The 26,182-nt window shown below is 60.5% G+C and carries 19 protein-coding genes and 1 riboswitch; of the genes, 8 read left to right on the top strand and 11 right to left on the bottom strand.

Going from position 1 to position 26,182, the window contains the following annotated elements; translation table 11 throughout:
• Positions 1-3: 3 nt before the first annotated feature.
• The 6 genes from thrC to OHL16_RS03360 form a co-directional block, all read right to left on the bottom strand.
• Positions 4-1,284 (bottom strand): threonine synthase, encoded by a 1,281-nt coding sequence (thrC, locus tag OHL16_RS03385; RefSeq protein ID WP_263365653.1) that lies wholly within the window; start codon positions 1,282-1,284, stop codon positions 4-6.
• A 119-nt stretch (positions 1,285-1,403) separates the two neighbouring features.
• Positions 1,404-1,509: riboswitch (SAM riboswitch) on the bottom strand.
• A 95-nt stretch (positions 1,510-1,604) separates the two neighbouring features.
• The gene (metH, locus tag OHL16_RS03380; protein ID WP_263365652.1) at positions 1,605-4,334 is read right to left on the bottom strand and encodes a methionine synthase; all 2,730 of its coding nucleotides are present in this window, start codon (positions 4,332-4,334) and stop codon (positions 1,605-1,607) included.
• Positions 4,331-5,446 (bottom strand): homocysteine S-methyltransferase family protein, encoded by a 1,116-nt coding sequence (locus OHL16_RS03375; RefSeq protein WP_263365651.1) that lies wholly within the window; start codon positions 5,444-5,446, stop codon positions 4,331-4,333. Before OHL16_RS03375 ends, metH begins: the two co-directional genes overlap by 4 nt.
• 109 nt (positions 5,447-5,555) lie before the next feature.
• A complete protein-coding gene (gene nuoI / locus OHL16_RS03370; protein ID WP_263365650.1) occupies positions 5,556-6,065 on the bottom strand; it encodes an NADH-quinone oxidoreductase subunit NuoI in 510 nt (169 codons plus the stop codon).
• A 93-nt stretch (positions 6,066-6,158) separates the two neighbouring features.
• Entirely contained in the window at positions 6,159-7,748 is a 1,590-nt protein-coding gene (locus OHL16_RS03365) for a UbiD family decarboxylase (protein ID WP_263365649.1), read from the bottom strand.
• A gap of 75 nt (positions 7,749-7,823) precedes the next feature.
• The gene (locus OHL16_RS03360; RefSeq protein ID WP_263365648.1) at positions 7,824-9,053 is read right to left on the bottom strand and encodes an acyltransferase family protein; all 1,230 of its coding nucleotides are present in this window, start codon (positions 9,051-9,053) and stop codon (positions 7,824-7,826) included.
• A gap of 378 nt (positions 9,054-9,431) precedes the next feature.
• On the opposite strand from OHL16_RS03360, the gene OHL16_RS03355 reads away from it, so the two are divergent.
• Positions 9,432-9,914 (top strand): energy transducer TonB, encoded by a 483-nt coding sequence (locus OHL16_RS03355; RefSeq protein ID WP_263365647.1) that lies wholly within the window; start codon positions 9,432-9,434, stop codon positions 9,912-9,914.
• A gap of 7 nt (positions 9,915-9,921) precedes the next feature.
• Here OHL16_RS03355 and OHL16_RS03350 read toward each other — a convergent pair whose 3' ends face one another.
• The 3 genes from OHL16_RS03350 to OHL16_RS03340 form a co-directional block, all read right to left on the bottom strand.
• Positions 9,922-10,953: a VTT domain-containing protein gene (locus OHL16_RS03350; RefSeq protein ID WP_263365646.1), complete on the bottom strand. Its 1,032-nt coding sequence runs from the start codon at positions 10,951-10,953 to the stop codon at positions 9,922-9,924.
• 117 nt (positions 10,954-11,070) lie between these two features.
• On the bottom strand, positions 11,071-12,300 hold the full coding sequence (locus tag OHL16_RS03345) for an HlyD family secretion protein (protein WP_263365645.1): 1,230 nt from the start codon (positions 12,298-12,300) through the stop codon (positions 11,071-11,073).
• Between the two features lie 2 nt (positions 12,301-12,302).
• A complete protein-coding gene (locus OHL16_RS03340; protein ID WP_263365644.1) occupies positions 12,303-13,826 on the bottom strand; it encodes a TolC family protein in 1,524 nt (507 codons plus the stop codon).
• Between the two features lie 182 nt (positions 13,827-14,008).
• On the opposite strand from OHL16_RS03340, the gene xylB reads away from it, so the two are divergent.
• Together xylB and OHL16_RS03330 are read left to right on the top strand one after the other, a co-directional pair.
• On the top strand, positions 14,009-15,481 hold the full coding sequence (gene xylB / locus OHL16_RS03335) for a xylulokinase (protein WP_263365643.1): 1,473 nt from the start codon (positions 14,009-14,011) through the stop codon (positions 15,479-15,481).
• A gap of 6 nt (positions 15,482-15,487) precedes the next feature.
• Positions 15,488-16,375 carry a CPBP family intramembrane glutamic endopeptidase gene (locus OHL16_RS03330; protein WP_263365642.1) on the top strand — a complete coding sequence of 296 codons (888 nt, stop codon included), beginning with the start codon at positions 15,488-15,490 and terminating at the stop codon, positions 16,373-16,375.
• Here OHL16_RS03330 and OHL16_RS03325 read toward each other — a convergent pair.
• A complete protein-coding gene (locus OHL16_RS03325) occupies positions 16,358-17,119 on the bottom strand; it encodes a CPBP family glutamic-type intramembrane protease (RefSeq protein ID WP_263365641.1) in 762 nt (253 codons plus the stop codon). The genes OHL16_RS03330 and OHL16_RS03325 overlap by 18 nt on opposite strands.
• A gap of 72 nt (positions 17,120-17,191) precedes the next feature.
• On the opposite strand from OHL16_RS03325, the gene OHL16_RS03320 reads away from it, so the two are divergent.
• Complete coding sequence (locus tag OHL16_RS03320; RefSeq protein ID WP_263365640.1) at positions 17,192-18,265, top strand: Gfo/Idh/MocA family oxidoreductase; 1,074 nt, start codon at positions 17,192-17,194, stop codon at positions 18,263-18,265.
• 66 nt (positions 18,266-18,331) lie between these two features.
• Here OHL16_RS03320 and OHL16_RS03315 read toward each other — a convergent pair whose 3' ends face one another.
• Positions 18,332-19,033, bottom strand: a complete 702-nt coding sequence (locus tag OHL16_RS03315; RefSeq protein ID WP_317891038.1) for an L-ribulose-5-phosphate 4-epimerase — start codon at positions 19,031-19,033, stop codon at positions 18,332-18,334.
• 89 nt (positions 19,034-19,122) lie between these two features.
• Here OHL16_RS03315 and argJ point away from each other — a divergent pair, with 89 nt between their 5' ends.
• From argJ to OHL16_RS03295, 4 genes are all read left to right on the top strand, one after another.
• Positions 19,123-20,349, top strand: coding sequence for a bifunctional glutamate N-acetyltransferase/amino-acid acetyltransferase ArgJ (gene argJ / locus OHL16_RS03310; protein ID WP_263365638.1), 1,227 nt, complete (start codon positions 19,123-19,125; stop codon positions 20,347-20,349).
• Positions 20,350-20,461: 112 nt separating this feature from the next.
• Positions 20,462-23,128 (top strand): pyruvate dehydrogenase (acetyl-transferring), homodimeric type, encoded by a 2,667-nt coding sequence (gene aceE / locus OHL16_RS03305; protein WP_263365637.1) that lies wholly within the window; start codon positions 20,462-20,464, stop codon positions 23,126-23,128.
• Between the two features lie 92 nt (positions 23,129-23,220).
• A complete protein-coding gene (locus tag OHL16_RS03300; protein WP_263365636.1) occupies positions 23,221-24,102 on the top strand; it encodes a thiamine pyrophosphate-dependent enzyme in 882 nt (293 codons plus the stop codon).
• A 111-nt stretch (positions 24,103-24,213) separates the two neighbouring features.
• Entirely contained in the window at positions 24,214-26,133 is a 1,920-nt protein-coding gene (locus OHL16_RS03295) for a capsule assembly Wzi family protein (protein WP_317891025.1), read from the top strand.
• The last annotated feature ends 49 nt before the right edge of the window (positions 26,134-26,182 follow it).

Raw genomic sequence — 26,182 nt, 5'->3', positions numbered from 1 at the left:
TTCTTACTTTCCTCCTGCTACAGCCAGTTCGGCGTCGGTCGCTACATCGATCTCACGGAGATAGGCACCAAAGTCGGCCAACCGTGGCCGCACCGCCCTCTCCTCCTCATAGCGGCCAACCAGCGCGTCTGTTGTCTTCAATCCATTTCCCGTGATGCACGTAACGGTAAGCTCATCCGGCGAGATGCGGCCGTGCGCATACAGTCGCGCCGTGACAGACGTAGTCACGCCGCCCGCCGTCTCCGTAAAGATGCCTTCTGTTTCGGCCAGTTCCTGGATGCCTGAGACGATCTCAACATCCGAGACATCCTCGGCCCATCCGCCGCTCAGCTGAATCATCTTCGCCGCCGCAGGGCCATCTGCAGGATTGCCAATCGCAAGCGACCGCGCGATCGTATTCGGCTTCTGCGGCTCGATGTAGTCACGGCCTTCCTTCACCGCCTGCGCGATCGGCGAGCAACCCGTAGCCTGCGCGCCGAAGAACCGCACCGGCTTGTCCTCCACCAGGCCGAGGTACACAAGCTCCTGAAACGCCTTGCGAATCTTCCGAATCAGCGAGCCTCCGGCCATGGGCACAACAACGTTGTCCGGCAGACGCCATCCAAGCTGCTCGGCGATCTCATAGCCCACCGTCTTCGAACCCTCCGCATAGTAGGGCCGCAGGTTCACATTCACGAATCCCCAGTTGTACTCATCCGCAATCAGCGTGCAGAGCCGGTTGACGTGGTCGTAGTTCCCATCAATTCGCACCAGCCTCGCGCCATACACCTGCGTGTTCAAAATCTTCGCAGGCTCCAGATCGGCCGGCACCAGAATGCAGGCCTTCAGGCCAAGCCGTGCAGCCTGCGCTGCCACCGAGTTGGCCAAGTTGCCCGTCGAGGAGGCCCCCACAGTCTCGAAGCCAAATCCCTGAGCGTTCGCGAGCGCGACCGACACAACACGGTCTTTGAAGCTCAGCGTCGGAAAGCAGACGGCATCGTTCTTCACATAGAGATTGTTTGCCCCGATGCGCTTTCCAAGGTTCTTCGCCTTCACAAGCGGCGTAAAGCCAACCGGCAGATCCGGCTCAAATCCCCTTGGGATGGGCAGCAGTGCGGCGTAGCGCCAGATATTGGGAGGTCCCGCAGCGATAGCCCGTTTGGAAAAGACACCGCGCGCGGCATCCAGATCGTAGGCCACCTCCAGAGGAGCAAGGCAATCCGGACACGCAGAAAGCGGCTGATTCTCAAATCGCTTGCCGCACTCATTGCACTTCAGCTCATACGCCGTACACGAATAGCTCATCGCACTCTCTCCGAGCGGAAAGAGGATACCGGCTATTGACAGGCTCTCTGTGTTGGGGCTGTTACCAGCCGGGGAGGAGAAATGCGGATGCACACCCTACAACCGGCTGCGGTCTCCGAATCTCATGTTCCCTGTTTCCAGGAGAGAGTTGACACCGGTACGCCTTTGTTCTGTCCGGTTGTCGTGGCGTCAAAGGGCTCGTCCCTCAACCACTCTTCATGAAATTCAAATCTGCGCAAAGGCAGACTGGAATATTTCCTTTGTAACACGTACGAAGCAGGTCCGCAAGGCTTGGGCTACGGTTTCTGAAAGGGTTGTACCTAACTTGGGTCGTAGTTCAGGCTCTGCCCTAACCATCGCTCCACATCAGCCACGCTCATTCCCTTGCGCTGGTGATAGTCGGCAACCTGATCCCGGTCGATCTTTCCGAGGCTGAAGTAACGCGACTCAGGGTGCGCGAAGTAGAGTCCGCTGACGCTTGATCCCGGCCACATCGCGAACGATTCGGTGATTCGCATCCCCGTATTCGCCTCGACATCGAGCAGCCGCCAGATGGTTCCCTTCTCCGTGTGATCGGGGCACGCAGGGTAGCCCGGCGCAGGCCTGATTCCTCGATACTTCTCCTGAATCAGTTCTTCGTTGCTGAGGTTTTCCACGCAGCCGTAGCCCCATTCATCGCGTACCCGCTTGTGCAGGCATTCGGCGAAGGCTTCCGCTAGGCGGTCAGCTACGGCCTCGGCCATGATGGCGTTGTAGTCGTCATTCTCCGCTCTGAACCGATCGCACAGCTCCTTCAGGCCGATTCCACTGGTTACCGCGAAGGCGCCGATGTAATCGGCGAGTCCTGTCTCCTTCGGTGCAATGAAGTCCGCGAGCGAACGGCAGGGCTCGCTGCCTTCCCTGTTTGCCTGCTGGCGCAGAAAGTGGAATCGCGCCAGCACGCTTGTGCGCGTTTTGTCGGTGTAAAGCTTGACATCATCGCCAACAGCGTTAGCCGGGAAAAAACCGTAGACACCGCGCGCGGTGATGAGGTTCTTCTCGACGATTCGATCAAGAAGCGCATTCCCTTCTTTGAAGAGCTGGCGAGCCTGTGCGCCGTACTCCTCATGATTGAAGATACGGGGGTAGATGCCCTTGAGACCCCAGGTATGGAAGAAGGGCGACCAGTCGATGAATTCGCGCAGAGTCGCGAGCGGAAAGTTGTCTAGTACCTTCACGCCCGTGAATGAGGGCGCTTCAATATCCTGGGCACGCCACTCAATCGGAGTGCGCCTTGCACGAGCGACCTCCAGCGGGACGGTTTGCTGGCGAGGCGCGGAGTGAGCCTTCCGCACCGCCTCGTATTCGGCGCGATGTTGTTCCACGAAGGCAGACTTGCCATCCTCACTCAGAAGGCTGGTCGATACAGGCACTGCACGGCTGGCATCCAGCACGTGAATAACCGGCTCGCTGTAATGTGGCGCAATCTTGATGGCCGTGTGCGCCCGGCTGGTAGTTGCGCCGCCGATGAGCAATGGCTGCTTGAAGCCCTGGCGCTCCATCTCGCGGGCCACGTGCACCATCTCGTCGAGCGAGGGCGTAATGAGGCCGCTGAGCCCGATGATGTCCGCCCTTACCTCTTTGGCGCGCTCCAGAATTCTTTCCGCGGGGACCATCACCCCGAGGTCAATGACCTCGTAGTTGTTGCACGCGAGCACAACCCCCACGATGTTCTTACCGATGTCGTGAACGTCTCCCTTGACGGTTGCCAGCACGATCTTCCCTTGCGACTTGACCTCTTGGCCGGCCGCAGCCATCTCAGCCTTCTCGGCATCCATGAAGGGCGTCAGGTAGGCTACCGCCTTCTTCATGACCCGGGCAGACTTGACCACCTGTGGCAGAAACATCTTGCCGGCTCCGAACAGGTCTCCGACAACACCCATGCCGTCCATGAGGGGGCCTTCAATCACCTGCAAAGGACGCCCTAGTTTGACGCGGGCTTCCTCGGTATCGGTCTCGATGTGGGTATCGATCCCCTTGACCAGCGCGTGAGTAAGGCGCTCCTCGACCGTGCCGTTGCGCCACTCCTCGGTCTTCTTCTCACTCGCGGATGCGCCACCGCCTGCGGCCTTCAGCGTCTCTCCGAACTCCACCAGGCGCTCCGTCGCATCGGACCGGCGGTTGAGAAGAACATCTTCAACGAGCTCTTTCAGCGCCGGCTCAATCTCTTCGTAGATCTCGAGTTGGCCGGCGTTAACGATACCCATGTCCAGGCCCGCCGCGATGGCGTGATACAGAAACGCGGAGTGCATGGCCTCGCGGACCTTGTTGTTGCCGCGAAAGCTGAACGAGATGTTCGAGACACCTCCCGAAACCTTGGCATGAGGGAGATTCGATTTAATCCAGCGTGTCGCGTTGATGAAATCGACCGCGTAGTTGTTGTGCTCCTCCATGCCTGTGGCAACAGTCAGGATATTGGGATCGAAGATGATGTCCTCTGGAGGAAGACCCACGTCGTTCACTAGAATGCGGTAGGCGCGCTCGCATATGCGGATCTTGTCTTCGTAGGTTGCTGCCTGGCCTTGCTCATCGAAGGCCATCACCACCACTGCCGCGCCGAACTTCAGCACTGTTCGGGCGTTTTGAACAAATTTCTCCTGGCCCTCTTTCAGCGAGATCGAATTAACGATGCCTTTGCCCTGCAGGCACTTCAGGCCCGCCTCGATGACCTCCCACTTCGAGGAGTCCACCATGAAGGGCATCTTGGCAACCTCAGGCTCGCTTGCCAGCAACTGTAGGAAGCGCGTCATTGCTGTGGCGCCGTCGATCATGCCCTCGTCCATGCAGATGTCGATGACGTTGGCGCCATTTTCAACCTGCTGACGTGCTACGCTTACCGCCTCTTCGTATTTGCCTTCCTTGATCAGCTTCGCGAACTTTGGCGACCCCGCCACATTGGTCCGCTCGCCGATCATGATGAAGACGCCAGGTTGCTGCGTAAATGGCTGCGAACCGGACAAACGCAGCGGCTTGAACTTCCCTTCTGCGGACGCGTTCTCGGTTCTGCTCACGCTGCGACCTCAAACTTGCTGAGCTTGCGCGGGTGTTGGCCTTCGAGCGCCGTGGCGATGGCCGCAATGTGCTCGGGCGTATTGCCGCAGCATCCTCCTGCGATGTTGATCAATCCGCCGCGCGCGAAGTCTCCCAGATAACGTGCCATGTCTTCCGGTTCCAGATCAAAGCCGGTGGGTGAAAGCGGATTGGGCAAACCGGCATTCGGATAGGCGGAGATCGCCACGTTCGCCTTCTCTGAGAGTTCCTCCAGGAACGGATACATCAGGTCAGGACCGAGCGAGCAATTGAGCCCAACCGACAGCGGCTTCGCGTGCTCGACGGCGTTCCAGAATGCTTCGACTGTCTGTGCAGAGATCATGGTCTCGCCTCCGCGTCCTACTGCGGCTGAGATCATTACCGGCAATTCATTATTATTTGCAGTCAGGCCATCCTGCTCGAAGACCTCGCGGATGGCCACCAACGCCGCCTTTGCATTGAGCGAATCGAAGATCGTCTCGACGAGAAGAAGGTCTGAGCCGCCGGCGATCAGAGCGCGTACCTGCTGTGCGTAAGCGGTCTTTACCTGATCGAATGTCACTACCCGAAAGCCGGAATCGTCGGCATCGGGAGAATTCGAGAGAGATACCGTCAGGGGCCCTATCGCTCCGGCCACAAAACGCTGGCGTCCTGTCTCGTTGGCAACGCGATCGGCCCACTCGCGGCACTGGCGCGCCGACTGTTCGTTGATCTCTGAGGCGAGGTTGCCGAGGAACTTGTCTTCGATGATCTTCTGGTAGAACTCAGGATCCTTGCGGCCGCCGTGCTCGCGCGGGTCGTCAACGAAGAACTCGCTCTGGGAGATGCTGGTCGCTCCGAAGGTGTTCGTCTCGATGATGTCAGCTCCGGCCTCCAGGAACCGGCGATGAATGTCGCCAATCATCTTCGGTTGTGTCAGAGAGAAGAGATCGCCGTTGTTCAGCAGGTCCTTCTTCGAATCCTTGAACCTCTCGCCGCGTATATCGACTTCCTTCAAACCGTACGTACGAATCGTCGTGCCCATTGCTCCGTCGATAATGGCAATCCGGCTCTCGAGGATATTTTCAAGAGGATGTTTGCTTGCTGTACTCATTTTTTAGCTGACGTCCTTCATCTATTGCGCGATGCACTTTCGCGCATGGGCGGGCGATATGGGAAGCCGTTGGACTTACTGAAAAATTTTCGCTTTTCAGCTCGAATCTTCAGGCCAGCGACTCTGCCTGGTCCTTCTCCGACTGCACAACATCCGGCAGCGTGCGCTGCTGCATCGGAACAAGCAGGTCTTCCTTGCGCATGACGAGGGAGGTGGCATTCAGCGAAGCCAGCTCAAAACCATGTCCATGCGTAATCGCGTCCGTCGGACACGCCTCGACACAGTAGCCGCAGAAGATGCACCGGTTGTAGTCAATGTTGTAAACCTTGGCGTAACGCTCGGCGCTCGAAATCCGCTTCTCTTCCGTATTCTCGGCAGCCTCGATGTAGATACAGTTCGAAGGACAAGCCGCCGCGCACAGAAAACAGGCAACGCACTTCTCAAGGCCATTCTCGTCACGCTGCAACTGGTGCTTGCCGCGGAAGCGCTCCTGAAACTTCGCCCCTCGCATCGGCCCCTTACCGTCGGGATAGTTCTCGACTTCGGTCGGCTGGAACACCTCCTTGAGCGTGATGCTCATTCCCTTGGCGATTGCGGACGCGTTGCGAACGATTGACATAGATCAAGTATAACGCGGAGCCGCTCCTCCGTTACGATAGCCCCATGCGAACGACCCAGGGCATCTGCTGGCATGGCCAGCCAAAGGCCGATACTATTCGATCCCCAGCTTCTTCCAGATCGAATCCACTCTGGCCTTTACAGTGTCATCCATCGTCAGCATCTGCGGCCACGGACGCGTGAAGCCCTCCGCCGGCCACTTCCGCGTAGCATCAATCCCCATCTTGCTCCCGTAGTTCGGCAACCGGCTCGCGTGGTCCAGCGTGTCCACCGGCCCCATTGTGAACTGGATATCACGCTCCGGATCGATGTTGTTGGTCACCCGCAGCGTCACCTCAGCGACATCCTGCACATCGCAGTCCTCGTCCACCACAATGATGCACTTGGTGAACATCGCCTGCCCCATCGCCCAGATGCCGTTCATCACCTTGCGCGCCTGCCCCGCATATGACTTCTTGATCGACACGATCATCAGGTTATGGAAGACGCCCTCCGGCGGCAGATTCACATCACGAATCTCCGGCAGCGTAAGCTGCATCAACGGCAGAAATATCCTCTCCACCGCCTTGCCCATCCACGCATCCTCCATGGGAGGCTTCCCCACAATCGTCGCCGCGTACACGGGATTCTTGCGATGCGTAACGCACGTCACATGAAAGACCGGATACTCATCCTGCATCGTGTAGAAGCCCGTGTGATCGCCAAACGGCCCCTCTGTCCGCAGTTCACCCAACTCCACATAGCCCTCCAGCACATACTCTGCGTGCGCCGGAACCTCCAGATCAACCGTCTCAGCCTTCACCAGTTCCAGCGGCTTCTGCCGCAGGAAGCCCGCAATCAAAAACTCCTCCACGTCAGGCGGAGCCGGAACAATCGCGCTAAACGTCGTCGCCGGATCGGTTCCAATCGCCACCGCGACCTCCATGCGCTCCTTCCGAATCTTTGAAAGGGTCACCGTCGGAATCGTCTCTAGAGAAGACGCAGCCGTCGTACCCCCTGCCGTCAAAGCCATCAGGTCCACCGCCCCGCTGGCATCCACCGAAGCCTCGCGCAGGCGCTCGCGCAGATGCTCCGCCGCAACCTTCTGCCGCTGCCAGTGCATTCCGGTCGTCTGCCCGTCGTACACTTGCATCCGGTACATCCCCACGTTGCGCTTGCCCGACTTTGGATCGCGCGTCATCACGCAGGGCAGCGTAATAAACCTCCCGCCATCATGCGGCCAGGTCTTCAGAACCGGCAGCTTGTTGAGGTCGACGTCCTTGCCGCGAAGAATGACCTCCTTGCACGCAGCGTCCTTTGCCGAGACGATCTTCGGGAAAAAACTTCCCACCTCCGCCAGCTTCGGCAGCATCTTCAGCTTGTCCATCAGGCTCGTCGGAGTCTCCGGCTGCAGCAGCGTTCGAATCCGGTCGGCAATTGCGTCCAGTGAATCCGTCTCGAGCGCCAGGTTCATCCGCCGCGTGCTGCCAAACTGGTTCATCAGCACGCGTGCTCCCGGATAGCCCTTCACGTTCTCAAACAGCAGCGCAGGCCCACCTGCCTTGGGCGTTCCCCGCCCCATCTTGGCCGCGCGGTCGGCGATCTCCGCCATCTCCAGAATCGGGTCTACCTCGACGTCGATGCGTCTCAGTTCGCCAGCTTTTTGAAGCGTATTGATCCAGTCGCGCAGATCCGTGTAGGCCAAGTTCTCGTTCTCCTTCAGGCATGCGGTTTTAAGCCACTCTTTCTATGGTACTTCGAGCTGCCTGCACGCGAGCCGTCATATCTTCACGAAGATCTTCTTGCGCCACAGAAGCCAGTTCGGAATAAAACACAACAGCACAAAGCACAATGCGAACGCCAGCGAGCTGAGGTTCGTCGAATTCCCCCGCGCAAACCAATGCGCGTATGTCCAGCTCCAAACGGACAACGGCTTGCCATTTGCTCCCATGTTCGATGTCTTGAAGTAGAGCAGCGCCTTCACCAACACTACTGATGTCGTAAACGCCACAATCGCATTCGATCCAAAGACCAGCCAGGGCCACACCAGCCATCGGCCGACCCAGGTCTCCTGAAACCGCTTCATGTCGATCAGCCAGTAGCATCCTGCCAACCCAATCAACGACAAGCCGGCAGCAAGCAGCACATAGGAACTCGTCCAGAGGTTCTTATTGATCGGGAACCACAGGTTCCAAAGCAAACCCATGCCAACCCCAAGCATCCCCGCCAGCAGGAGCCCCATCGCACACTGTGCCTTGGTTGGAATATACGCATCGCCCTCTCTGGTGGCTCCTGTGCAACGGAGCCACAGCGCAGCAACGGCGCCCAGCAGTGTCGTCGCAATTGCTGGAATCGTGCTCAGTAGCCCCTCAGGATCGCGCGTCTTCTCATACAACACTCCCGTGTGGATCGTCCGTTGCAGAAAGCCAATGACTCCGCGATCGATCCACGCCGCCAGATTGCGATCCTGATCGAGTAAGGGCATATCGCGCACCGGCAGGCCGAACCCCGATACCGGCACAAACCGCATCAACGCCCAGTACCCCACCAGCAACACACCGGCGATCGCCAGCAGATTCCGCGCACGCTGCGTCGCCAGACAGATAAGTCCCGCGCACAGGTAGCACAGCGCAATCCGAGGTAGCACGCCATAGAGCCGCAGATGGGTAAACCGGAAGTACGGAATCAGGTTCAGCGTCATCGCCAGCGCAAAGATTGTCGCCGACCGGCGCACAATATGCCCCGCCAGCTCCCTCCTGCTCTCCCCCCGCGCCACCCGCGAGGCAAGAGACAGAATGATCGACGCTCCCACGATAAACAGAAAGCTCGGGAACACCAGGTCAGTCAGCGTCCACCCATTCCACTTCGCATGATCGAGCTGCGAATAGGTATGGGCCCAGTCCCCCGGATCGTTCACCAGAACCATAAACGCGATGGTGACACCGCGAAGAACGTCAAGGGATAGAACTCGAGTAGACGGCGCGCTGGTAGCGATGGAGCCTTTTTTCATGAACATCCATCATCACGCAGTGCAGCTCATTTGTTTAGCCCCATTTTGCGTACCGGGAACATTTCATCTCACGAGGTGTCTAACTCAGTACGGACGCATTCCTCGCAGATGCGCCCCCTGCAAGGAAAGGGGTGCTCTCATGTTTGAGGATAGTTTCGTCGAATCACAAGTCACTCCCATCTCAGCCACCAAGCAGTGGGCGACCCTCGGGTCCTTTGCCATCCAGAGCGCAGTCGCCCTCGCACTCATCGCTCTGCCGCTCCTGCACCCCCAACGACTCCCAGTGCACCTCAAGGCGCCCGGGTCTTCATGCCACCGCGGCCACGACCAGTCATCGAGATGAAGCCGGCAACTTCTTCTTCCTCTGCCGCTCCTCGTATGGCAGCGCCAAACGTCGCTCCAGCGGCCTCACACACCTCGCTGCTGAGCCTGCATGGCCGCATCGCGGCCCCCGGCCCCGAACCCGCGCTCTCCAATCACGACAGCATGAGCGACAACACAGCTCTCCCGGACGCGCTCACGGCGAGCAGCCGCAGCCCATCCGTCACCGTCACTCCACCGCACTCCGATAAGCCTCTGCCCATCTCCGGAGGCGTCTCCGCCGGTATGCTACTGAATCCCATTCGACCGATCTACCCCGCCATCGCCCGCGCCGCACGCGTCGAAGGAACCGTCGTCGTCGACGCCGTCATCTCCCGCACAGGAACCATCGAGAGCCTGCGCGTCATCCGCGGTCCCGCCGTGCTGCAGCAGGCAGCCATCGACGCCATCAAAGCCGCGCGATACCAGCCCTATCGCCTCAATGGAGAACCCACCGACGTCCAGACCACGATCACGGTTAATTTTCGACTGGAAAACTAAGCGAAACTCAAAGCAGCGGAACCGCAGACTTCGGTTCAGGCTGCACCGGGGCGATCGAAGATGGGAGGACGGCGGAGTTGGGGGTCTCCGTAACATAGTCCGTCAGCGGGTACCCAGCGTTTTTCCAACCGTCGAATCCGCCACGCAAAGGCCGCACACGATACACCCCCATCTTGTGGAGCTGCAGCGCCAGCTTCGCGCTAGTCTCTTCACTGGGGCACGTGCAGTAGAGCACCACGTCGCGGTCCCGCGGGATGATCTCGCTATGTTGCCTAAGCTCATTCGGCCCGATCCGCAGCGCGCCCGGCAGCACTCTCGGGTCCGGTAGATAGTCCAGCGGATGTCGCAGATCGACGATGAACGGCGGCGTATTTCCCTGCTCTGCCGCTGCATCCAAGATCTGCTTCAGTTCCTCCGGCTCCAGCCTCAACTCACGGACTTCCTTGAGAAACTTCTGCTGCTTCATGAACCGGTACGCCATCAGCCCAAGAACCATCAGGACGAAGATGACAAAGGCGAAGTGGCCCAGCCAATGGAAGAACCGCGTGCTCTTCTCGGCAATGTCGCCAAAGAACCGCCCGGCCAGCAGAAATGACTCCGCCCACACAAAGGATCCGGCAAGGTCCCACGCGAGAAATCGCACATACGGCATGCCGGTCTGCCCGGCGATTGGAGGAGCCACAGTGCTCAACCCAGGAACAAACTTGGAGAACAGGAGCGTCGACGGCCCACGGCGGCTGAAGTAATTCTCCGTCTTGCTCACGCACGTCGAAGCCTCAAACGAGAGGCGGCAGAGCACCTCCACGACTCCGTGTCCGTACCTCCGTCCCAGCCAGAACCACAGGGAGTCGGCCAAAGCGCAGGCAGCAAGGACAGCCATCAACGAGTACGTATGGCTGACCTGATGCGTCACGCTCAGAGTTCCCGCCGTCAGCAGGACAGGAATGCTCGGGATCGGCAGACCGATCTGCTCCGCAAACACCCACAGGAACAGCAGCACATAGGCGTAATGGATGAAAAACGCGATCGCGATCGGCATAGCGGAGGGCCCCGAAACAAGTATGAACTATTCTTCGAATTGGATGCTAACCGCTCTTTAAAGTTACATAGCCCGGCGCCAGGGCGCAGCCGGGCTATGTCAATCACAGTTCGAGACTTACTTGACCGAGACGACCGGCGTCACCGAAAAACCGGGTCTCAGCTTGTGGTCGCTGTTCTCTTGCTCCAGGTTGGTAAAGTCGACCCGCACCGGAATGCGTTGCACCACCTTGACATAGTTGCCGGTCGCATTCTCCGGCGGAAACAATGAGAGTTTCGATCCGGTGGCTCCGCCGATCTGCGTTACCGTGCCGTGGAACTTCTTGCCACCCAGAGCATCCACCTCGACGACGACCTTCTGTCCGGGGCGCATCTTCTCAAGCTGCGTCTCCTTGAAGTTCGCCGTGACCCAGAGGTTGTTCAGCGGGATGATCGTCAGCAAGTCCTGTCCGACCGAAAGGTTTACTCCTACCTGCACGTTCTTCTTGTTCACGATTCCGCTCACCGGAGCCGTAATCTTCGTATAGCCTAGGTTTAGCTTGGCTTGATCAACCTTGGCCTGCGCCTCCTTCACATCTGCAGACGCAGACTGCGCTTTGGCCACTTGAGCCTTTACCTGGCCGGGGGCGTTCTGCACCGCCTCGACGGCCTGCGAACGTGACAGATCAAGCCGGTGCTGCGCCATCCTCACAGCATCCTGCTGCGCGATCAGCTGTGCCTCAGCCTCAAGCACCGCGGCCTTGTTGGCGTCGGCCTGAGCGACCGCTGCGTCAAACTGCTGCTTGGAGATAACATCGCGCTCCACAAGCGGCTTATAGCGCTGCACGTCGAGGTCCGACTTTATCGAGTTCGCCTTCGCCTGATCGACACGTGCGGCAGCCGCAGCTACCTGCTTCTGCGACTGCGCCAGCGACGCTGCAGAACTTTCGGCATCCGACCCCGTCGTGCTGATGCTCGTCCGTGAGGTCACGCTCGTAATCGGCACATTCACGCTGGCCTGCTCCGCGGAGGCCTTCGCGCTGGCCAGATTCGCCTCAGCCTGCTCCAGGGCTACCTGGTAGTCCGTCGGATCGATCTCCGCCAGAACATCTCCGGCCTTGACCTCCTGATTGTCCTCCACGTACACCTTGACCACCTGCCCGGTTATGCGCGAGCTTACCTGATACAGGTCGCCATCCACCTGCGCGTCGTCAGTGTCCTCGCTATACGTCGAGTGCCAATAAAACAGCCCAGATCCCAGCGCCAGGAGCACGATCACGGCGATAATAATCAGCTTCCGGCGCGGGTTCTTCTCCGGGGACTCTTCGATCACCGGCTTACTGTTCTTCTCGTACGTCTGCTCTGCCAAAGTTACTTTCCTCCCAGATAATCTTTGTAGTTGGTCTGCGTCGCGCCCAGGGCCCGCGCCAGCGAAAGCTTCGCGACGTTGTGCTGGTACAGCGCGCTGATGTATTGGTCGTTCGCCTGCTCGGTCTGGGACTGTGCCTGCGAGACCGCGAGATTGTCCGAAACACCCGCCTTAAACCTGTCCTGTGCCTCGCTTAAAGCCTCCTGCGCCAGCTCGACATTCGAGTGGGCAGCCTCCACCAGCTTCGCCGCAGACTGAATATCCAGAATGCTGTCGCGAACGTCCTGATTGACCTGCTGGACCTGGTCGGCGAGCCTGGCCCGGGCCTGCTCATACTGCGCAGTTGCTACCTGCTCTTGCCCCTTCGTCTTGGCGACCTGCAGAACGGGAACTGTAACCTGTCCCGTGGCTGAATAAGTCCCGTGTGAGTGTCCCGGCGTTGTTCCCAGATCGCCATAGTCTCCCGTAATACTCACAACCGGGAGCTGATAAGCCCACGCCGAAGTCTTCTCTGCGCTGGCCGACCTCACCTGCTCCGCTGCGGCCTGCAGGTCCTTCCGCGACTTCAGCGCCTGATCGAACGCCGTCTGCGGATCAACTTCATTGAACGCTGCATACGGCACAAGGTCCGTCAGCCGGAACTCCTGATCGAGCGGCAGACCAATCGCCCGCGCCAGCGCCAGCTTGTCCTTAGCCAGTTGGTTGTTCGACGAGATCAGGGCCTGTTCCTCGTTCTGGTAGTCCACCTGTGCCCGCAGCACGTCTAGCTTTGGACTGGTGCCCGCGTTGTGCGCATCGATCGCCTGATCCAGCGAAACCTTTGCGGTTGCCAGCTCCGCAGTTACTGCCTCGATACGTGCGTTGTCCGCGATGCACAACAGATAAGCATTCCCGACGGTCAGCACCACGAAATCCCGCGCATCCTGGGCGGTCAGCTTCGCGCTCTCGAAGTTATGTTTCGCCGCGATGTAGTTCTGCAGCGCGGAGACATTGAACAGGTTCTGCGTCAGATAAGCCCTGAAGTCCACTACCTGAAACGGCCCGATGATCGGGTTCAGCCCCGGAACCTTCAATCCAAACGCCGCAAGGTTCACCTGCTGCACATTGATGCTCGCCGCACCCGTTACCGTCGGCAGCAACGGCTGCAGCTCTTCAAGCCTCTGGCCGCCCGCATTCCTCTGGTTCGCCCCCTGCAGAATGATTCCAAGGTTATTCCGCAGCCCACGTTGAACCGCATCGTCGAGCGACAGGTCCATCATCGTCCCGGTCGACTTGCCCTCAACGATACTGCCCTTGAAGGTGTCCTGCGAAACCGTCGCGCCGTTCTGTCCAGACGCCGTATAGAGCTGCTGCTGCGCCTCTGCGATCGCCGAGCTGTTCTGCCCGGTGCTTGGACCGGTCGCCGTCGGACGCGGCTGGTTCCCCGAAGGCTGCGTCGTCGGAGTCTGCCCCAAAACAACCCGCAGGCCGAACCCCAGAACAGCGGCGATAACCCACGCTGCACGCGTTTGTTTCCAATCACTCATAGGTTCGAAGTTACCTGTTTTCATCTCGATTCTTTAGCGCACGATTCCCTTACTGCACGGAAATCTAGAACCCACACGCAAGATGTCTTTGCTAAACAGATGCACGGAAACGACCTAAGTCTTCAAAAAGTTTCGGATACACTGCTTCGAGACTAAAAGTCTACTCCCGAACGGGGTCATTCATGTTTCTCGGCATTGACGTAGGCACAGGCGGAACCCGCGCAGTTCTCATCGACCGCGAAGGCCGCGTTCTCGCCTCCGCATCCCGCGACCACGCCCCCATCCACTCAGCCCAAATCGGCTGGGCCGAGCAGGACCCCGACGACTGGTGGCGAGCTGCTCGCGAGGCCATCGACGCGGTCATGACCACCAGCGGCATCACAGGCAGCGAGATCCTCTCCGTCGGCCTCACCGGCCAGATGCACGGCTGCGTCATGCTCGACGCCTCAGGGCATGTCCTCCGACCCGCCCTCATCTGGTGCGACCAGCGCACCCAGCCCCAGTGCGACTGGCTCACCGAAAAAATCGGCTTCGACCGCCTCATCGAGCTCACCTGCAACCCGGCTCTTCCCAACTTCACCCTCACCAAGCTCCTCTGGGTCCGTGAGCGCCAGCCCGAGATCTTCGCACGTATCACCCACGTCCTTTGCCCAAAGGACTACATCCGGTACCGGCTCACCGGCGAGTTCGCCATGGACCTGCAGGAGGCCTCAGGGACCCTCCTGCTCGACGTCGCCCACCGCCGCTGGTCCGCCGAGATCGCCGAAGCCGCCGAAATCCCCATGTCCTGGCTCCCACGCCTCTTCGAGGGCCCCGAGATCTGTGCCCGCATCAGCCACACCGGCGCCGGAGCTACCGGCTTGGCCATCGGAACCCCCATAGCCGCAGGCGCAGGTGACCAAGGCGCCGGAGCCGTCGGTATGGGCATCCTCTCCCCTGGCTCCGTCTCGGCCACCATCGGCACCAGCGGAGTTGTCTTCGCCGCCACCGACTCCCCCGTCAAAGACCGCCTCGGCCGTCTTCACACCTTCTGCCACGCCGCCCCCAACCGTTGGCACGTCATGGGAGTCACCAACGGCGCCGGCCTCAGCTTCCGCTACTTCCGCGACACCTTCGCTTCCGACGCCAGCTACGGCGACCTCACAACCGAAGCTGCAAAAATCCCACCTGGTAGCGACGGCCTCCTCTGGGCACCCTATCTCTTCGGCGAACGCACCCCCCACCTCGACCCCGCCGCCCGCGCCGCCTTCGTCGGCATCACCGCCTCCCACACACGCGGACACTTCGTACGCGCCGTCCTCGAAGGCGTAGCCTTCAGCCTCCGCGACACCCTTACCCTCTTCTCTGAACTAGGTGTCCCCGTCCGAGCCATCCGTCTCGGCGGCGGTGGAGCCCGCGGTTCGCTTTGGCGTCAGATTCAAGCCGACGTCTACAATTACCCAGTCCAGCTCCTCGAAGCAGAAGAAGGCGGGGCCTTCGGCGCGGCCCTCCTCGCCGGAACCGGCGTCGATGCATGGCCCTCCGTCGAAGCCGCCTGCGAAGCCACCATCCGCGTCGCCCAGACCATCCCACCGCAACAGGCCGCCGCCATGGACGACGCCTACAACCACTACCGGAGAATCTACTCAGCCCTCAAACAGATCAGTCACGCCTGATCTCCTATGCCAAGCCACATCGTTACTCCGGCAACCGTCATCGCCGCCCTCCTCACTCTCATACCCTTCCTCTGGGCGATCTTCTTTCCCACCCACCTCACAAATCGCGCCCAGTCCCTACACATCGCAGCGCGACTCCTCTGTCCCGCCGTCCTCTGCACTCCCTACGCTTTAGTCGCGCTCTCCTTCCACATTCTCCACCTGCACTGGCTCGCCCTCTACGCCCTACTCCCGGTAGCCGTCGCAACTCTCCTCTGGAGGGCGAACCTTAGCGACCCCTACCAGAACGGCAACTGGCGCGATTATCTCGTCCTTCTCGTCCTCGGCCTGGCCGTAGACCTTCGCTGGCTCGAACCAGCATGGCCCGCCCACCTCGCCATCTTCAGCAAACTTCTCCTGCTCGACGCCGGACTCTACGGCTTCCTCGCCATTCGCCAGCTCAACGGAGCAGGCATCGACCTCCGTCTGCGCTGGCAAGACCTCCGAACCGGCCTGCGCGAGTTCGCCTTTTACGCGCCAATCGCCGTCGCCCTCGGCCTCTCGCTCGGATTTCTCCACCTTCACCCTGCCTGGCCAAAGCCGCTGCAGTTCGTCGCCGCACCGCTCTTCACGTTCTTCTTCATAGCCGTCCCCGAGGAGGTTTTCTTCCGCGGCTGGCTCCAGAACCTCCTCGAGCGCCGCCTCGGCCGCCACACCGCACTCCTCCTCACCGCAGTCATCTTTGGCTTCACGCACTTCAACAAGCGCGCTCTCCACTTCAACTGGCGCTATGTCCTCCTCGCCACTCTTGCCGGGATCTTCTACGGCCGCGCCTGGCGCAGCCAACGCCGTGTCGCAGCCTCCGCCATCACCCATACCGCCGTAGACGCCGTATGGTCACTCTGGCTGCGATAGCTGCCTGTCGTAGAAACGATGGTGTGCGTGATACGTCACATACCCCAGCCCAACCCGCATATTGTGGACCGAGGCTGCCGGGACCGTAATCGCCACGCAGATCCCCAGTAGAATATGCGCCACTGCCAGCGTGTAAAGATTCCTGTACCGCAGAAACAGCACACAGGCTCCCAACCCCCAGGCCAGCGTCAGCGGCGTCAGGATCGGATTCGGCAGATGCGCGAGCGCAAACATCCCCGCAGCCACAACCACTGCAACTGCTCTCCTCGGCAACAGACGCAGCAGCCGCAGAAGAACAAAATCCTGCAGTAGAAACTGCTGAAAAAACGCCCAGACCCCATACCCCAAAAACGCTCCAAAGAACCTCGCAGCGCTGGGCGGATGATGCAGCGTCCCCATCCTTCCCGCAACGACAACCGCAATCGCAACCCCGACCGCCGCCCCCCCTACTACCCACAACGACCGCCAAAATCCCGAGACTCGAACCCCCATCTCCCGCCAGCCATGGAACGACCGCCACATCACCGCGACGATCCACACAACCGCAGCCACGTACAAATAACGCCGCCACGGCCGCGGAGTCCACAGCACCATCAGGATCAGCCCGTAGCCAACACATAGCTCCAGCAGATCCCGTCCCCGCCGCACCTCATGCGACTGGTCCATCTCCGCAGCGATCGGTCCGGCGCTCTCTACTCGCATCCAGACACCCCACAGATTTCCTGCCGAGCATGATACCGCCACTCCTTCACTCCTCCCACTCAAACTTCCACATGGCACAATGGCAGAAGTTTGGCACCACCTGAGGAGAGTTTCATGGCACCGATCAACACCGCCGTCATCGGCTTCGGCCTCGCAGGACGCGTCTTCCATACCCCCTTCATCAGCGCAGTCCCCGGCCTCCACCTTGAGGCCATCGTCCAGCGCCACGGCGACGCAGCATCCAAGGCCTACCCCAGCGTCCGCATCCTCCGCTCCGTCGAAGAGGCCCTCGCCGACCCCGCCCTCCAACTCATCGTCGTCGCAACCCCCAACGAGACCCACTATCCCCTGGCTAAACAGGCCCTCCTCGCCGGCAAGCACGTCGTCGTCGACAAGCCCTTCGCTGCCACCAGCGCCGAGGCCCGGGAGATCGCCGGCATCGCGCAGCAGCGCAAGCTCGTCCTCGCCCCCTTCCACAACCGCCGCTGGGACGGCGACTTCCTCACCCTCCGCAAGGTCATCGCCGGCGGCCAGCTAGGCCGCCTCATCACCTTCGAGTCGCACTTTGACCGCTTCCGCCCATTGCCCCGTGAGGCCACCTGGAAAGAGTCGGCCAACGAAGCCAACGGCATGCTCTTCGACCTCGGCCCCCACCTCGTCGATCAGACCCTCGTCCTCTTCGGCGCGCCCGAGGCCATCACCGCCACTGTCCGCCGCGATCGCGACACCACCGACATCGAGGACGCCTTCGACATCACCCTCCACTATCCCCGCCTGCTCGCCCACTGCCGCGCGGCGATGCTCGCCGCCAAACCCGCTCCGCGCTTCCTGCTCCACGGCACTCACGGCAGCTTTCGCAAGTACGGAGTAGACCCCCAGGAACCGGCTCTCGTCGCCGGTGCCACCGTCCCGCCCGTAGGCGACAAGCGCTCCTGGCTGCCCGAGCCTTCCTCTGAGTGGGGCACCACAGCCATTGCTCCCAACCTCGCCGACCCCGGCATCCTCGTCCGCACGCAGGTCCCCACCGAGAACGGTGACTACCGCCTCTACTACGCCAACGTCCGCGACGCCATCAACGGCATCGCTCCCCTGGTTGTCACTCCCGACGACGGCTACCGCGTGATCCGTATCCTCGAACTGGCGCGCGAGAGCAGCCGCGAACGCCGCACCCTGCCCGTTACCTTCTGACGTCCCTCTAAAGTGAGACTCCGGCATTCGCACAAAATGCCGGAGTCAAATCGCCGCCGCCAGGTCTTAGTTCTTCTGCCCGTAGGTTGCTTTCGCGCCGTGCTTGCGGAAGTAGTGCCTATCAAGCAATCCCTGCGAGACTCCAGCACAATCGGCCTGCAGCGTCAGCGTGCGATAAGCCATCCGCGCCACCGCCTCCAGTACCACAGCGTTATGCGCCGCATCATGCGCGGTTCTGCCCCAGCAGAAAGGCGCATGGCCCGCCACCAGCACCGCCGGAACCGCCAGCGGATCAATCCCCTGCTCCTTGAAGTGCTTCACGATCGCCAGCCCGGTCTCGTGGACATATCGTCCGCCGATGGCATCATCGGTCAACGGAGCCGTCACCGGAACCGGCCCATGAAAATAATCTGCATGTGTTGTCCCCAGTGCGGGAATCTCCATTCCCGCCTGCGCAAAGCTCGTCGCATACTCCGAGTGCGTATGCACTACCGCCCCTATCTCCGGAAACTCCCGGTAGAGCAGCGTATGCGTATCCAGATCCGAAGACGGCCGAAGCTCCCCTTCGACAATCTTCCCGTTCAAGTCCGTCACCACCATGTGCTCCGGCCGCAGTTCGTCATAGTCGACTCCAGAGGGCTTGATCACCAACAGCCCGCTCTCGCGGTCCACCCCGCTGGCATTCCCGAACGTGTAAAGCACCAGTCCCCGCTTCACCAACTCCAGGTTGGCCTCTAAAACCTCTGCACGCAACTCTTTCAACAACATCGACTCCCCCATTCCGTTCCAGCATATCCGAATCGCTACTTTGACCTGACAAAACGTCCTCAGCCTTACGCTTGATACAGTAGACAACGATGGAAACAGCATCAGAAAAGCAGCCTCAATCCCTCCCCAAGGGCTTCCAGTGGGGAGCTGTAAAAGCCGGTATTAAAGCCAGCGGAAACCTCGACCTCGCCATCGCAGTCGCTCCCGGGTCAGCAACTGCTGCCGCAATGTTCACCAGGAATCAGGTCGTAGCCGCGCCAGTCACCGTAGGCCGACGCCACATCGCCTCGACCGGAGGTCGCGTCAAGGTCGTTCTGGTCAACGCCGGCAACGCCAACTGCGCCACCGGCCAGCCCGGAATCGACGCCTGCCTCCAGACCTGCGTCGCCGCCGCCGAAACCTTTCACTGCATCTTCGACGAGGTCTTTCCGTCCTCCACCGGCATCATCGGTGTACCCTTTCCCGCCGAAAAGATCGTCGACGCCCTGCCCGAAATCTCCAAGACTCTGGGCGACACTCCCGACCACGCCAACCTCTTCTCCCGGGCAATCCTAACCACCGACACCCGCATGAAGACCGCCCGCGCAGTCGTCCAGATCGACGGCTCCGAGATCACCCTCTTCGGCGCGGCCAAAGGCGCCGGCATGATCCATCCGCAACTCGGCCCGCCCCATGCTACCATGCTCGTCTACCTGTTCACCGACGCCGTCGCCACGAGTGAACAGCTCCAGTCCGTGCTGTCTCCTGCGGTAGAGCGGAGTTTCAACTCCATCTCCATCGACGGCGACACATCCACCAACGACACCGTCCTACTCCTCGCAAGCGGAGCCAGTGGAATCAAACTCAACGAGCGTTCTCAGGAAGCCTTCACCAACGCCCTTAACCTCGTCTGCAAGTCCCTGGCGCATCAGATCGTCGACGACGGCGAGGGAGTCGGCCACGTCGTCACGCTGCACATCACCGGCGCTCGCACGCCTGCAGAAGCCAAACAGATCGCCAAATCCATTGCACACTCACCCCTCTGCAAAACCGCCTGGTCCAGCGCCGATCCCAACTGGGGACGCCTTCTTGCCGCCGCAGGCTATAGCGGCGTCGAGTTCGACCCCGGCAAACTCACCGTCCACATCGGCCCACAGCCTGTCTTCGAGTTCGGAGTGCGTTCTCCGCTCTTTAACGAGGCGACCGCCCACGCCATCATGAAACAGCGCGAATACACCATCACCCTGAACCTCGGCCAGGGCGACGCCGAGTGTCAGTTCGTCACCTGTGACCTCACCGAAGAGTACGTCCGCATCAACGCTGACTACTCCACCTGAGCCGCTCCACGCCCCCGCCACCTAGCGGTTATCGCCCGGAAGTGGCGATTATCCCACCGGGGAATTATCTTTAAGAGTACGGGCCTCGCGAATGAGGTCATAAGGATTGTTTATGACGATGAAGCTTGACACTCCCGCACGGATCGATTTTTACGCCGAAGTATCCGAATGGATCGAGGCCTTTGATGAAGTCGTCGCGAGCGACTGGGAGCAGGGAGCCGAACTCCTCGAAGCGCTCCGCAAGCGGGCCCGCGAGGCAGGCGTTCCGGTCGGCAGCGAACTGAACACGCCCTACCACAACACGATCCCGAAGCACGACGAAGTCCCCTATCCCGGCGACCGCACTCTCGAGCGCAAAATCGAAGCCCTGCTTCGTTGGAACGCGATGGCGATGGTTCACGGCCAGAACAAGAAGGATGCAGGTATCGGCGGCCACATCGCAACCTACTCCTCTCTGGCGACGCTTCTCGAAGTCGGCTTCAATCACTTCTTTCATGCCAGGTACGGCGACCAGCCCGGCGACTTCATCTACTTCCAGGGACACGCCTCCCCTGGCGTCTACGCCCGTGCATATCTCGAAGGCCGCTTCGACGACAAGCGCCTTAAGAACTTCCGCCACGAGTTGCGCGGCGAGCCCGCCCTGAGCAGCTATCCTCACCCGTGGCTCATGCCGGACTTCTGGAGCTTCCCGACGGTATCGATGGGTATCGGCCCGCTGAACGCCATCTATCAGGCGCGGTTCATGCGCTACCTCGAAAACCGCGGCCTCATCGAAAAGACCGATCGCAAGATCTGGGCCTTCGTCGGCGACGGTGAGACGGACGAGGTCGACACCCTCGGAGCCATCTCGCTTGGCTCCCGCGAGAACCTCGACAACCTGATCTTCGTCGTCAACTGCAACCTGCAGCGCCTTGACGGCCCCGTTCGCGGCAACAAGCGCATCATCGACGAGCTCGAAGGCATGTTCCGCGGCGCCGGATGGAACGTCATCAAGGTTATCTGGGGTGCAGACTGGGACGAGCTCTTTGAGCGCGACCACAAGGGACTCATCCTCAAGCGAATGGAAGAGTGCGTTGATGGAGACTTCCAGGCCTTCAAGGCCAAGGGAGGCGCATACCTTCGCAAGGAGTTCTTCGGCAAGTACCCGGAGTTGCTCGAACTCGTCGCCGATAAGACCGACGAACAGCTCGCCCGTCTGCATCGTGGCGGACATGACCCGGCAAAGATCTACAACGCCTACAAGCGCGCCCTCGAGCACAAGGGCGGTCCCACGGTCATCCTCGCCAAGACCGTCAAAGGCTACGGCCTCGGATCGACCGAGGCCCGCAACGCCTCCCACCAGGAAAAGAAGCTCACCGACGAAGCCCTGACCGCCTTCATCTCAAGGTTCGAGATCCCGATCCCGGAGAGCGCAGCAAAAGACGGCGCATTCTACCGCCCGGACGAATCCGCCCCTGAGATCAAGTACCTGCACGAGCGTCGCCAGCAGCTCGGAGGCTACCTGCCCAAGCGCGAAGTTCCGAAGCTGGACTTCAAGACCCCCGAGCTCTCCACCCTCGGCGAATGGACAGGCGGCTCGAACAACCGCGCCGTCTCCACCACCATGGGCTTCGTCAGCCTGCTTCGGCATCTGCTGAAAGACCCGGCCATCGGAAAGCTGATCGTCCCCATCGTCCCCGACGAAGGCCGCACCTTCGGCCTCGAGTCTGCGATCCGCCAGGTCGGAATCTACGCTCCCGAGGGGCAGAAGTATCGCCCGCACGACGCGGACATGCTCCTCTACTACCGCGAGAACCGCGACGGTCAGATCCTTGAAGAAGGCATCACCGAAGCTGGATCCATGGCCTCGTTCACTGCTGCCGGCACCGCGTACTCCAACTACAGGGTGCCGCTGGTTCCCTTCTACATGTACTACTCCATGTTCGGCTTCCAGCGCATCGGAGATATGGCATGGGCCTTCGCCGACTCTCGTGGCAAGGGCTTCCTCATGGGAGGCACCGCCGGCCGCACCACCATGCTCGGCGAGGGTCTCCAGCACCAGGACGGTCACAGCATCGTGCTCGCCAGCACCGTGCCCACTTGCCTCACCTACGATCCCGCCTACGTCTACGAACTCGCGGTCATCGTGCAGGACGGCCTCCGTCGCATGTACGAGAACGCCGAGGACGTCTTCTACTACATCACCATGTACAACGAGGACTACGCCATGCCGCCGATGCCCGAAGGCGTCACCGAAGGCATTCTTCGCGGCATATACAAGCTGAAGCCGGCTCCCAATGGTGAGGCCGTCGCGCAACTCTTCGGCAGCGGACCCATCCTGAACGAGGTGCTCCGCGCGCAGGAGATTCTCGCGACCAAGTACAACGTCCAGGCCGATGTATGGAGCGTCACCAGCTACAACGAGCTTCGCCGCGACGCTCTCGCGGTCGAGCGCTGGAACCGCCTCCATCCCGCCGAGCCTGAGCGAAAGAGCTACTTCGCGAAGTCGCTCGAGAAGGCAAGCGGTCCCATCATCGCCGCAAGCGACTACATGAAGGTCGTCCCCGACCAGCTCTCGCCGTGGCTGCCTTCGCGTCTTGTCACCCTCGGTACCGACGGCTTCGGACGCAGCGACAACCGCGAGCATCTGCGCCGCCACTTCGAGGTCAGCGCAGAGGCCATCGTCGGTGCGACGCTCTCAAAACTCTCCCGGGACGGCAAGATCAAGCCCAAGGCGGCACAGAAGGCTCTCGCCGAGCTTGGGCTTGATGTCGAAGCAGTCGACCCGGCACGCGCCTGATCGACTACGCAATTTGCATCTCTGACCGAGAGGGTTCCCACTGGAACCCTCTCCTCATATCTCACCGCATCTCAGTCAAGGACAAGATCAAGATGACCCCAGTAAGTAAAGGGACTGGTGTGAGCAAGTCCGAACCCGACGAAAACCCTCTGATCCCGAATCAGAAACTGCGCCGGATCTACACAGCGATGCTTGAGGCCCGCCAGCTCGACGGCCACATCGCCAAGCTGCAGCGGAAGCTCAAGCCATCCCAGCGGTTCGACTCCACCTTCGGCCAGGAGGCCTGCCGCGTCAGCACCGGACTCGAGCTTCGTGCCAGCGACCTCATCAGCGAGGCGAAGCCAGGCCCGGTCACTGATCTCATCCTTGGTGCCAAAGTCAGCTCTCTCCTCAAGACATTCGCTCGAAAGCGCACAGGCGCCAGACGCTCCACCTCCTCCACCACGCAGCCGGAGGACAGAGCCCAGCAACTCCCAGCCATCGAAGATCCCGAAGAGCGCCTGCGAGTCGTCATAGGTGCCGCTCTCGTTTTGAAGACGCATAAACGTGGCAGCGTCGTCCTCGCCTACGTCCGCCGTCGCGAGTTAGGCAGCAGCACATGGAAGAAGATCCTCACCCTCGCCGCAAAGCTTGAGTTGCCCATGATCTTCGTCGTTCTGCCCGGTTCGCTCGACAAGAAAAGCTCAGCGCAGATGCTGCTGAGCGCCAAGGCAAGCGCATGCGGCGTCCCCGGCATTCCGGTGGACTCCACCGATGCCGTCGCCTTGTATCGTGTCGCACAAGAGGCGCTCGGCAGAACACGCGGAGGCGACGGTCCCGTTCTCATTGAGTGCCTGCCTTATCGTCTCCACGGACAGACAACCGCGCACCACGATCCGCTCATCCAGATAAGTAAGTATCTTCTCGATCGAAGGGTCTGCGATCAGGCCTGGCTCGACAAGGTAGGCAAAGCACTTCAGAAGCAACTGAAGTAAGCGAAGCGTCATTCCCTCTTTGAGGAACCAGCTTCAATACGCCTCTCCAGCGACGGCACTACCAGCCCGAGGCTACACTGGAACAGGCGCAAACTGAATTTTGAGGGACGAGTGCGGACCAGAGCGATTATTTTTCATGCAGCCTGGATAGCGTGTACGGTTTCGGGCCTGGCACAAACAACATCCACGCAGCAGCCTGCTCCCTCCGAGCCGACTCCCTCCGCGATCCCCTCAGCGACACAACCAGCTCGCCCACCCTACAATCCCGACCGCCAGAAAACCCCAACCACTCCTCCCGACCAGACAACCCAGCCTCAGGCCCCACCTCAGGCTCCCGCCACACGCGCGCCGACGCCTGCCCCCAGCGTCCCTTCGCTCGAGGCCTACGCTCCAGTCGAACCAAGCGTCGAGACCGACAGCCTCGGCTCTGCCTATATCAACGTCGACAGCTGGGTGTACCCGGCCATGACGCGTCTCTACTCCATGGGCTTTCTCGATACAGCATTTCTCGGCATGCGTCCGTGGACACGACGAAGCGCCCTTCACATGCTTCTCGCCTCCAAAGAGGACATCCTGAACAGCAGCAATGAAGAGGCCCAGGACATCCTCGCAAAGCTGTTTGACGAACTCAGCGCCGAGGTCCCCGGAGGCACCATCTCGCGCGGCGCAGTCTACGGCATACACTCCGCCTACACACGATTCATGGGCATCGGCGGCCCCATCCTCCGCGACAGCTTCCATCTCGGCCAGACCATCAGCAATGACTATGGCCGGCCCTACGAAACCGGATTCAACAATATCACCGGCTTCTCCACCCTGAATGAAGCAGGCCGTTTCTCCCTCTTCATTCGAGGCGAGTATCAGCACGCTCCCAGTGGCACGGGATACTCAAACGCTCTTGCCACCACCTTGTCCGCCAAGGATGAAATTGAATACGTGCCGCCGAACGCCCCGCAGTCCACAATCCCGGCTGGCCAACTTGCTTCCCAGAACCAGTTCCGTCTCGTCGAAGCCACGCTCTCATTCCATCTCCTCGGTCATGAGATCTCCGGAGGCAAGAGCGACGCGTGGCTTGGTCCCGCCGCAGGCAGCGCAATGGCCTGGTCGAACAACGCGGAAAATATCTACTCATTCCGCATCAACCGGGTTGAGCCCCTGCGCGTTCCTCTCGTCTCGAAAGTCCTCGGTCCGTTGCGTTATGACTTCTTCTACGGCAGCTTGAAGGAGCACTCCTATCCGAACAGCCCCTACGTTCACTCGGAGATGTTTTCCTTCCGCCCCACCGTGAACTTCGAGTTCGGCTTTCAGCGCACGATCATCTTCGGCGGAGCCGGACACGCCCCCGTGACCCTTCACACCTTCCTCAAGGGCTTCTTCAGCGTCAACGACACTACGCCCGACGTAAAGGTATCTCGTGAGGATCCGGGCGCACGCTTCAGCGACTTCAACTTCTCCTACAGGCTTCCCTTCGTTCGCCGCTACATGACGCTCTATGCCGATTCCATCACGCACGACGACGTCACTCCCATCAGCGCTCCCCGCCGTGCCTCCTACCGAACCGGCGTCTATCTCTCCCAGTTTCCCGGGTCGCTTAATAAGCTCGATTTCAGGGTCGAGGCCGTCGTCACCGATCCCGGAACGCGTCGAAGCAACTCTGGCTCCTTCAATTACTGGGAGGTCATCCAGCGTCAGGGCTACACCAACAAGGGCATCATAATGGGCGACTGGATCGGACGCGAAGCCAAGGGAGGTCAGGCTTGGCTCACCTGGCACCTCTCGGGCAACGAGTGGCTCCAGCTCGAGTACCTGCATAAGAAGACCGCTAAAGACTTCGTCCCCGATGGCACCACACAGAACCAGTTCACCGTGAGCCTCGTGAAACGCCTCGGAAGAGACGTCGAACTCAACACCTGGCTCCAGTACGAAGGCTGGAAGGCCCCGGCCTATAAGACCGGCCTCCAGAAGAACGTCGTCGGCGCGGTTCAGATTACCTGGTATCCAAAGCTGAAAACCTTCCCCGAAAGGCCGTAGGTGGATTCGAGAAAAGCAGAGAGATAAGGCCAGGCACCAGGCCCGGCCT

Origin of the sequence: Edaphobacter bradus, from assembly GCF_025685645.1 — a bacterium.
Taxonomy (GTDB): Bacteria; Acidobacteriota; Terriglobia; order Terriglobales; family Acidobacteriaceae; genus Edaphobacter; species Edaphobacter bradus.
This window is presented reverse-complemented; position numbering and strand designations above follow the sequence as displayed.